This window comes from Pseudomonas sp. SZ57 (genome assembly GCF_009495975.1).
Taxonomy (GTDB): Bacteria; Pseudomonadota; Gammaproteobacteria; order Pseudomonadales; family Pseudomonadaceae; genus Aquipseudomonas; species Aquipseudomonas syringae.
Map to the genome: position 1 here is coordinate 121158 of NZ_WIBD01000009.1, position 9012 is coordinate 130169.

Here is a 9012-nt window from a genome sequence, read left to right on the forward strand (position 1 = left end):
GATGCGTGTTATTTCCCGAAACCTGACTGCATGGAGCGCAGGCCTGATTGTTGTGGCGATTTTTCTCAGTGCGTGGCTCAGCCATCCACAGCACCGTATTGCGCCCTTTGCGCTCAGCCCCGCGCCAGTTGGCGCTGAGAGCGTGGCGCCCAAGGCGTCGTATATTTCGCGTTTCGCGTCTTCCGACCTTGACGACTTCGTGCATTCCTCAGCCGTGACGGCGTTGCCCGGCGGCGATCTGATGTCGGTGTGGTTCGCCGGCTCTCGCGAAGGCGCGGGCGACGTTGAAATACGCACCTCGCGCTTCGATGCGGCCAGTGGCGAGTGGGGCGGCGAGCAGGTGCTGGCAACCCGTGAGTCCACCCAGTCGGGCACCGGTAAATACATCCGCAAACTGGGCAATCCGGTGATCGCCCTGGCTCCGGACAATCGCCTGTGGCTGTTCTACGTTTCAGTCTCGGTCGGCGGCTGGGCGGGCAGTACAGTCAACGCCATGGTCTCCAGCGACATGGGCGCCAGCTGGTCACCGCCGTGGCAATTGGTGACGACGCCGTTTCTGAACATCAGTACGCTGGTGCGCGGCGCGCCGGTGTTTCATGCCGACGGTTCGATCGGCCTGCCGGTCTATCATGAGTTTCTCGGCAAGTTTGCCGAATACCTGTACCTGAGCGCCGACGGTGAAGTGATCGACAAGTTTCGCATCAGCCGTGGCAACAACTCCCTGCAGCCCACCGTGGTGCCTTTGGATGAGCAGCGCGCCGTGGCCTTGTTGCGCTATGCCGGCGAGACGTTCCACCGGGTGCTGGCCAGCCGCACCGAAGACGGCGGGCAGAGCTGGAGCGAGCCGTATCCGCTGACCCCGAGCAACCCCAATTCTTCGCTGGCTGCGGTTGGTGTGCCGGGCAGAGGGCTGCTGGTGGCGCTCAATGACCTGCGCGAGGGGCGCTTCAAGCTCAGCCTGTACGGCACTGATGAAGAGATGAACGTCTGGAGGCCCTTGATGGATTTTGACAAGTCGCCCGACCCGCTGGGCACGCCGTTTACCCTCGAGGCGTACAAGGAGGTGATCGGCGAGGGCTTCCGCAGTTCCAGTGGCGCACTGCGTCAACCGATGGAAGAGGCGTTTCTGAGCAATCTTGACCAACGCGTCTGCTCGCCCCAGGGCTGCGACTTCGAATACGAATACCCGTACTTCATCCGTAGCCCGGACGGCCTGTATCACCTGGTCTACTCATGGAATAACACCTTCATCAAGCATGTCAGCTTCAACGAGGCCTGGCTGGCGGAGCAACTTTTATGATCGCGTTGGGATTGGCTCATCTGGCGTTTGCCTGGACCCTGTTTGTACTGTTGGCGCCCTTGACCGCATCGTTATGGTGGCGCTGCGGACTGCTGGCCGCCGCCTCGCTTTTGAGTGTGATCTCGATCGACGGGCTGTCGATGGCGTCCTATGCCCGTAGCCTGACCGATGACCTGGCCATCAGCAGTCTGGTGCTGCTGGGCTGGCTGACCCTGCAGCGCTTGGGCGTGCTCAAGCCGATGGCAGCGTCCAGGCGCGGGGTGATGCTGTTGGTGTTCGCTGCGCTGGCACTGACCCTGTACCCGGCTACGCTGGGTCTGACGTATTTCGATCCGTATCGCTGGGGCTACAACCCAAGGCCGATGATCATGATTGTCGCTGTCATCGCATTGGGACTGGTCTTTATGCGCAATGCGCTGGCCGCCGTGATGCTCAGCGCTGCGACGCTGGCCTTCACTTTCCGCATCAAGCCATCGGAAAATTATTGGGATTACCTGATCGATCCGCTGCTTGGCCTTTACTGTTGTGGGGCCTTGCTGATCCTGGCTGTCCGTTTTGTTTATCGCCGTGCAATGGAGACGCGCCGTCCGGCCGCTCTGTCTGTCGGCAATGTCTAGAGGAATGACGATGAGTTGGTTGCAATCGCGACGCCTGCATTATTGGCTGGGCGCGGTCATGGTGGTATTCCTGCTGTCGGCGTTGCTGAGAGGTGTGTTCTTCTACGGGTTTTCCGGCATCGAACCGGGCACGCTGTTCACGCATGGCGAGGTCGCACAGACGCTGGGCATCGGTTTGCGCTTCGACTTGCGCCTGGCGCTGCTGATACTGCTGCCGATCGCGCTGCTGCTCTGGTTGCCGGGCTGGAACCTGATCAGCGTGCGTGCCTTGCGCTGGCTGGCGCGAGGCTATCTGATCGTGGCGCTGGCGATCCTGACGATGATTTACATCGTCGATTTTGGCCATTACGCCTATCTCGGGGTCAGGCTCAACGCCAGCGTGCTGCGCTATCTGGAGGATGCGCAGATTTCCCGGGACATGCTCTGGCAGACCTATCCAGTGTTGTGGATCACTGCCGGCTGGCTGCTCACGGTCGCAGTGCTCGGCTGGGTATTGATCAGGCTTGAGCGTGTCACCCTGGACCGTGAGGCCAGGCCAATCAAACGCGGGTCCGTGGTCTGGGGTTCGGCCCTGATGGTCTGTGCAACCTTTCTCGGCCTGTTGGGCCGGGTCGAGAATCTCAATCTGGAAAACCCGGTACCGCTGCGCTGGAGCGATGCGTTCTTCTCCGGCAACAGTCAGGTGGCGGCGCTGGGACTCAACCCGGCGTTGTTCCTGTACGACACGCTCAAGGTCTCGCAGTCGAACTTCGATGAGCCCGAGGTGCGCAAGCACTATGAACGGGTCGCGCGTTATCTGGGCGTCCCCCAGCCAGACGTGCAGGGGTTGAGTTTCAAACGTCACCAGACCGTGCAGCCTTACCGGCTGCCGGGCGAGCGTCCGCCGAATGTCATGTTCGTCATGCTCGAATCGCTGGGCACCAGTGCTGTCGGCGCCTACGGCAACCCGCTGAACCCGACGCCGAACCTGGACCATCTGGCCACTCAAAGCTGGTTCTTCAAACACTTTTACGTGCCGGTTACCGGCACCGCGAAAACGGTCTGGGCGAGCATCACCGGGGTGCCCGACGTGACCCGGCAGGAGACCGCCACGCGCCATCCGCTGCTCACCCGGCAAAACACCATCATCAACGACTTCAAGGGGTACGAGAAGCTGTACATGATTGGTGGCAATTCCGGCTGGGCCAACATGAACGCCTTGATCCGCCGCAGTATCGATGACGTACGTCTCTACGACGAGCGCGACTGGAAGTCACCGCAGGTAGATGTCTGGGGGATTTCCGACCTTGATCTGTTCAAGGAGAGCGACCGGATCCTGCGTGCGTTGCCAGCCGACAAACCGTTCTTTGCCTACGTGCAGACCGCGGGCAATCATCGGCCGTTTACCATTCCACAGGACAACGACGGTTTTCAGGTCAGTGACAAGACCGTGGAGCAGGTCCAGGCCGCCGGTTCGCGCAGCGTGGAGCAGTACAACGCAGTGCGCCTGCTGGACTTCAATATCGGGCGGTTGATGGAACTGGCCAAGGCGGGCGGTTACTACGAAAACACCATCTTCGTGCTGTTTGGCGATCACAACACGCGCATCAGCCAGATCCCGCACATGGCGCCGGCGTTCGAGCAACTGGGCCTGGAGAGCAACAACGTCCCGCTGTTGATTCACGCCCCAGGCCTGCTGGGCACACGGGTCGTCGACGAAGCGGTCGGCCTCGCCGACCTGTTGCCGACAGTCGCCGGGATGGCCGGTATGGACTTCACCAGTGGCACCATGGGCCGTGACATTCAGCAGGCGGCTCCGGAAGGTGAGCGTGTGGTGCCGCTGGTACTGCGCGAAGGTACGTTCCCGCTGATCGGCGGTGTCACGCGCAACTACCTGCTGCAAATGGAGCACGACGGCAGTTCGCCAACGCTCCACGACCTGTCTTCCCCCACGCCGCTGGACAACGTTGCCGAACAGAACCCGCAAGAGTTCGAGCGGCTGCGCGACCTGACCCGCGGCCTGCATGAAACCTCGCGCATGATGCTGTATCAGAACGTGCGTTGACGGGGCGCGTCGGCTTTATTCAGGGGCACACGCGAGCCGCCGGTCGAGTCGGTGGCTTGCGTAAGGATGGCATCGCAATTAGATGATGTTAAAGTGCTTGCTCCTGTGAACCGCGCACTCACCAAACGCGTATAGGGCTCGGTTTTCGACTATTGTCTTTAGCTGAGCGCGTATTTCGCGGGGAGTTGTAGACCGTCGTCTTGTAACCCTGACTCTTTTTCTTTATGGATTGTGGTATTTCATCGCAAACGCAGGAAAAAACTGTCAGATTTTGCTCTGAATCTGTATTTTGGCGGCCTGTTTTCGCTCGGATGCGTTTTCTGCCCATTGCACACTCAAGAGCCTTCCTGGATGCCGGCAAGTTTTTCATCTGTTACCCCGCCGAAACTGCTTGATGCACTGCGTGCTGAGACGAGTCAGTTGCACGTCAGGCTTGAAAAACGCATGCCATTTTTTTCATCCGCTCTGGATCGCGCCCATTACCTGCGCCTGCTTCAGGCTTACTACGGTTTTTATGCACCGCTTGAAGCGATCCTGCATGCCAGTGCCTTGATCCCCGCGGAGCTTATCCCGATCGAGAGGGTCAAAACCCCTGTGCTGGTCGAGGATTTGCGTGCGTTGGGGCTGTCCGATTATGACATTGGCCAATTGCCCCGCTGCGAACAGTTACCCGCTGTTGATTCTCCCGGCGCCTGTATGGGGGTGATGTATGTGCTGGAAGGGGCGACATTGGGCGGGCAAGTGTTGCGACGCGAAATAAACAAGCGTCTGGGTCTGGATGAGCAAAGTGGAACGGCCTTTCTCGATGTGTACGGTGCCCGCACCGGACCTCGCTGGAAAGCGTTTCTTGATCATCTGGATGAAGTACCCCGAGAAGTTGCCTTTACTGATGCCGCCGCTTTTGCAGCGCACTCCACATTTGCATGTTTCGAGCACTGGCTCGAGGGTCAAGAGGTACTGTTATGAGCCAACTCGACAAAGATGCCTTTGAAGTCCTCCTGGCCAATTGTGCGGATGAGCCCATTCAGTTTCCCGGCGCCATTCAACCTCATGGCCTGCTGTTCACGCTGACAGAGCCCGAGCTGACGATCCTGCAAGTCAGTGCCAATGTGCAGACCGTGCTGGGCCATGTGCCCGAGCAGGTGCTCGGCAAGGGGCTGGACTGTGTGCTGGGCGCTGGCTGGGCCGACGTGATCCGAAGCGCCAGTGCTCATGATTCGTTCATCGACGCGCAACGCCTGCTGATGTCGATCAACGGCATCGAGTTCGAAGCCTTGCTGCACCGCCATCAGGGCGTTCTGGTTCTGGAGCTCGAAATTCAGGGCAAGGATGCGCAATCGGTCAGTTATTCCGAGCGCACCGGCAACATGGGGCGCATGTTGCGTCAACTGCACGCTGCGAGTGATCTGCAGACCCTGTATGAAGTCAGCGTTCGCGAGATCCAGAAAATGACCGGTTACGACCGGGTGCTGATCTACCGTTTCGAAGAGGAGGGCCATGGTCAGGTGATCGCCGAAGCATCGGCGCCAAGCATGGAACTCTTCAACGGTCTGTTCTTCCCGGCATCGGACATTCCCGAGCAGGCGCGCGAACTCTATCGCCGCAACTGGCTGCGCATCATTCCCGATGCCGATTACACCCCGGTGCCCCTGGTGCCTCAACTGCGCCCGGACACTCAGCAGCAGCTTGATCTGAGTTTTTCAACGTTGCGCAGTGTTTCACCGATCCACTGCCAGTACATGAAGAACATGGGCGTGCTGTCATCCATGAGCGTGTCGCTGATTCAAGGCGGCAAGTTGTGGGGATTGATCAGTTGCGGCAACCGCACGCCGCTGTACGTGTCCCACGAACTGCGCAGTGCCTGTCAGGCGATCGGCCAGGTGCTGTCCCTGCAGATCAGCGCCATGGAAGCGCTGGAAATAAGCCGTCAGCGAGAGGCGAAGGTCAGGGCGCTCGAGCAATTGAATCTGGCCATGGCCGGGTCCGAAGAAAACGTCTTCGATGGCCTGGCGCAGCAACCACAGTTGTTGATGGATATGGTGGGCGCAACCGGCGTCGCCATCATCGAAGACCGGCAAACGCATTGTTTCGGCATCTGCCCTGAGCCGTCCGACATACGTGCGCTGCATGCGTGGATGATCGCTGGTGGCGAACCAGTGTATGCCAGTCATCATCTATCCAGTGTCTACGCGCCTGCCGAGGCTTATCAGCCAATCGCCAGCGGCGTGTTGGCGATGAGCCTGCCAAAACCGGTCGACAACGGTGTTATCTGGTTTCGTCCCGAGGTCAAGGAAACGGTCCAGTGGAGCGGTAATCCGAAAAAACCACTGGATATGGAGAGCTCGGCAGGCGGCATGCGTCTTCGGCCGCGCACCTCGTTTGAGATCTGGAAGGTCGAGATGACCGGGATCGCTACGAAGTGGAGCTATGGCGACGTGTTCGCTGCCAATGACCTGCGCCGCTCCGCCCTGGAAAACGACCTTGCCCGTCAGGTGCGCAGGGAGCAGCAGGCTGTTCGCGCCCGCGACGAACTGGTAGCGGTTGTGTCCCATGATTTGCGTAACCCTATGACGGTCATTTCCATGCTCTGCGGGATGATGCAGAAATCGTTCAGCTCCGATGGGCCGCATACGTCGCGACGTATCTCCACGGCAATCGATACCATGCAGCAAGCGGCCAGCCGCATGAATGTGTTGCTGGAAGACCTGCTCGACACCTCGAAAATCGAAGCAGGCCGTTACACGATTACGCCGCAGCCGCTGGAAGTCAGCCAGATATTCGAGGAGGCCTATACCTTGCTGGCCCCGCTGGCGATGGATAAATCCGTCGAAATTTCCTTCAACGCCGAGCCGGACATCAAGGTCAATGCTGACCCGGAGCGCCTGTTTCAGGTGCTGTCCAACCTGGTTGGCAACGCTATCAAATTCACCCCGAAACTGGGCAAAATCGACGTGTCAGCCATGTCCAACGGCTCTGAAATCGTGTTCACCGTGCGAGACTCCGGCGAGGGTATCCCTCCCGAGCAGTTGCCGCATATCTTCGAACGCTACTGGACCGTCAAGGAAGGCAACCCGACCGGCACCGGCTTGGGCCTTTACATCTCCCAGGGCATCGTCAAGGCTCATGGTGGAGAACTGGTAGCGCAAAGCCGGGTGGGCGAGGGCAGCGAGTTCCGCTTCACGGTGCCAATGGCGGTTTGATCGCTTTCTCAGGCTTGCAGTGAGTTTCAGCTCAAGCCTGAGTCGCATCAGCCCTGATACCAGTTAGTAGCCTTTTCGATGTATTCAACGTTCGCTGGAAGTACCTCGCGCAGGAAGGCGAGGTACTTGTCCATCAACGCCTTGCTGGGAAAGCGCGCGGCAAAGCCGGTGGTGATATCGTCGCAATGGATAATGACCATCAGGCGTTTGTGATCGACCGTGACAAATTCGTGCAGTTGCCATGGGGCGGTTTGTCGATGGTGGACAGGGTTTTCCCAATTCAGCAGTTTGATGGCGGCGATGAAGGCCATCGCCACCGGGCCGACCAGAAAGAGCAACGATCCGGTCAGGATGGCGACGAGTCCGAATACCAGCATGACGAAAATGGCGATGCCTTTGAAGAAGCTTGAGGCGAAGTCGGGGTAGTGGAGGTAATACTCGACCGTGGCTCCATCGGTTTTCAGGGTGTAGTTGAAGATGGTTTTTTGGCGGATGAGCAGGCCTACGAAATAGGCAAGATACCCTACAAGTGCAAGTATTGTGTATACCAAAGAATAAAGGCTATCCGAAAACATTATCCAGCCTCCCCAAATAAAAAGTGAGCTGGCGGTCAGATAGAAGGCGATAAATCCAAACTGTGTGATCATGATCTCTTTAGGTGACCTCGACAGTGTTTTGATTTTCCAGTTTAAAATATCTTTGCCTTTCGGTAGGTCTAAAGCTTTTTCTTGCTGAGTCATATAGGTGTGCTCTCTGCAACTTCCAGGGTAAGGGAACCAGTCCTGCTTGATGCCTTTACCGCGAGTTCCATGGCCGCCAAGCCGTCAATAGAGGTATCGCCTCTTGTGCCAAGCTCCATCTGAAAAAGATAGCTTCTATCGTCCTCGCCGGAATTTATAAGGTCGGCCGGATACCAGAGTTGTAGCTCCAGAAGAGTTGCTTCCTTGTCGAGCGGCACCCAGCTTTCCCAGATGAGGTCCTCGTTTTCAGGGGGCATTAGAGGATAGGTGAAGTCTTCACTAGCCTTGGCAGTTGGTTTGTTAGTGAGCATCCCGAACTGTTCGACTTTCCTGAATTTTCCGCGGTTCAAAAATGCTTCATATATTGGGGTATCTATTTTTTCTACAGGTAGCACGCCCCACGGGCGCTTGCTACTTACAATGTTGAAATAGACAGATTTGCCGCGTAAAAAGTGTGGGAAATACACCTGTACTCCAGCGCCATTTTGCACAGCGACACTCATATAGTCGCCTTTGCCAAGGTAACGATCCTCATAACGCACGGTGCTTTTTACATGAACCTGCGGAGATAATTGAATTTCCATCAACGCGCTTATTTCTTCATTCTTACCTTTTGCAGTCTCGTCGTAGCGATAGTCCATGGTTCTTGACCAACAGCACTTACGTAGCCACCAACCCACACTGTCTTGCTTGAAATAGTTTAGGGTCATCGTGGCAAGGAGATAAATAAATCCAACTGCCATCAGGGCTACGCTGAACCACCAACTCATCGCAATAATCGTAAAAGCGCTAGCAGGGAAAACGCCTGCTAATAGCTGGGCCGAAGAACCTAAACCCATCAGGAATACAGCAACTCCCTTAATACGGAGTCCGTGTTTTTCATCTGAAGTTTTAGCTGCGTAAAAATCATCCCAAACGTCAAATAGCTCTAATGTAGTCGCCGCTATCCCAAACGCCCCCATCGCCACCATCGAACCTCTAAACCCCCTTATCGCATCCCCCCAAACCGCATTACCTCGTGCCTTCCAGTAAGCCGCCGATTTATCGAGAATGCCTATGTTATAGCCGCCAATAGAAAGGGGCTTCGCATCCCTGATAACCGCCCACGGTG

General features: G+C 57.4%; 6 protein-coding genes and 1 pseudogene. 5 read left to right on the forward strand and 2 right to left on the reverse strand.

The window, feature by feature from the left end:
- The first annotated feature begins 1 nt into the window (after position 1).
- The 5 genes from GE543_RS12370 (at position 2) to GE543_RS12390 (ending at position 7161) form a co-directional block, all read left to right on the forward strand.
- Positions 2-1300, forward strand: coding sequence for an exo-alpha-sialidase (locus tag GE543_RS12370; RefSeq protein ID WP_003412537.1), 1299 nt, complete (start codon positions 2-4; stop codon positions 1298-1300).
- Positions 1297-1917 carry a hypothetical protein gene (locus GE543_RS12375; RefSeq protein WP_153221538.1) on the forward strand — a complete coding sequence of 207 codons (621 nt, stop codon included), beginning with the start codon at positions 1297-1299 and terminating at the stop codon, positions 1915-1917. Before GE543_RS12370 ends, GE543_RS12375 begins: the two co-directional genes overlap by 4 nt.
- Before the next feature lie 10 nt (positions 1918-1927).
- The gene (locus GE543_RS12380) at positions 1928-3961 is read left to right on the forward strand and encodes an LTA synthase family protein (RefSeq protein WP_153221539.1); all 2034 of its coding nucleotides are present in this window, start codon (positions 1928-1930) and stop codon (positions 3959-3961) included.
- A gap of 351 nt (positions 3962-4312) precedes the next feature.
- Positions 4313-4927 (forward strand): biliverdin-producing heme oxygenase, encoded by a 615-nt coding sequence (locus GE543_RS12385; protein WP_153221540.1) that lies wholly within the window; start codon positions 4313-4315, stop codon positions 4925-4927.
- Complete coding sequence (locus GE543_RS12390) at positions 4924-7161, forward strand: ATP-binding protein (RefSeq protein ID WP_153221541.1); 2238 nt, start codon at positions 4924-4926, stop codon at positions 7159-7161. The genes GE543_RS12385 and GE543_RS12390 overlap by 4 nt, the downstream gene beginning before the upstream one ends.
- Positions 7162-7208: 47 nt before the next feature.
- Here the strand turns inward: GE543_RS12390 and GE543_RS12395 are convergent, their stop codons facing one another.
- Complete coding sequence (locus GE543_RS12395) at positions 7209-7901, reverse strand: permease (RefSeq protein ID WP_178118598.1); 693 nt, start codon at positions 7899-7901, stop codon at positions 7209-7211.
- Positions 7898-9012, reverse strand: a pseudogene (locus GE543_RS12400) (hypothetical protein); the annotation flags it as partial. The pseudogene GE543_RS12400 and the gene GE543_RS12395, both read right to left, overlap by 4 nt.